The sequence below is a fragment of the Burkholderia sp. Ax-1724 genome (genome assembly GCF_011752995.1).
Lineage (GTDB): Bacteria > Pseudomonadota > Gammaproteobacteria > Burkholderiales > Burkholderiaceae > Paraburkholderia.
Genome location: NZ_VWWL01000062.1, coordinates 1 through 745, shown reverse-complemented (window position 1 = coordinate 745; position 745 = coordinate 1). Strand labels below are relative to the sequence as shown.

Annotated in this window: 1 protein-coding gene; it reads left to right on the top strand. The window is 60.1% G+C overall.

Going from position 1 to position 745, the window contains the following annotated elements:
- Nucleotides 1-745 (top strand): type VI immunity family protein (locus F3J19_RS32300; RefSeq protein WP_167050546.1); only part of this gene is annotated, 745 nt, incomplete at both ends.

The window sequence follows — 745 nt, the reverse complement described above, 5'->3', positions numbered from 1 at the left end:
GCGGAAGCCTTCAGCCGCTATGGCGAGGAACTATGTCAGCACGACAACCGGGGCGGCGGGCTGGTGATCTTCCCCGGCGTGATCGGCACGGTGTTCTTTGAACGCGGCTCGAAGCCCGATGTACGCCGGGGACTGCTCGCCTGCTTCGACCGTTTCGAGCAACTGTTTGGCCCTTACCTGAAAGGCGGCAGGAATGGCGAGGACGGCCGCTTCAGCCGGAAGACACCACGCGGGGTCGAGGCGATCCGCCAGGCAATTCTGGAAGTCCCGCCAGCGGTCAAGCTGGAAGTCGTACGCTCCAGCGCGATCGACGAAGATAGCGCCGCAGCCTATCAGATCGAGACACTGACCAACCGGGCCATGGCGTCGGACTACAAGATTCCGGGCGGAGCCATCGTGCAAAAAGGACGGGACCGGGGTCTGTCGCATATGAAATTCTGGATGCCGATGGATTTCGTGAACACACCCGAAGGTGTCCGGAGCTACGAAGCGTTCCTGCGCTTCGTCTGCGAACAACTGCCGGTGCGGGGCGGCTACGGCGGACTCTCATCCATCCTGCCGTACAGTTTCCACGAGTACATGCCGCAGGAATGGGCGCTTGCGCAACGGTTCAGCGGACTGGAAATCGACAGCTATGCCTTTCTACAAAAGCAGGAATACGACACCATGTCGTACGAGGGTCAATCGACCGACCACATGACGGCGATTTATGAAGATATTCGTCCCGGCGCCAAAGTCGGGCATT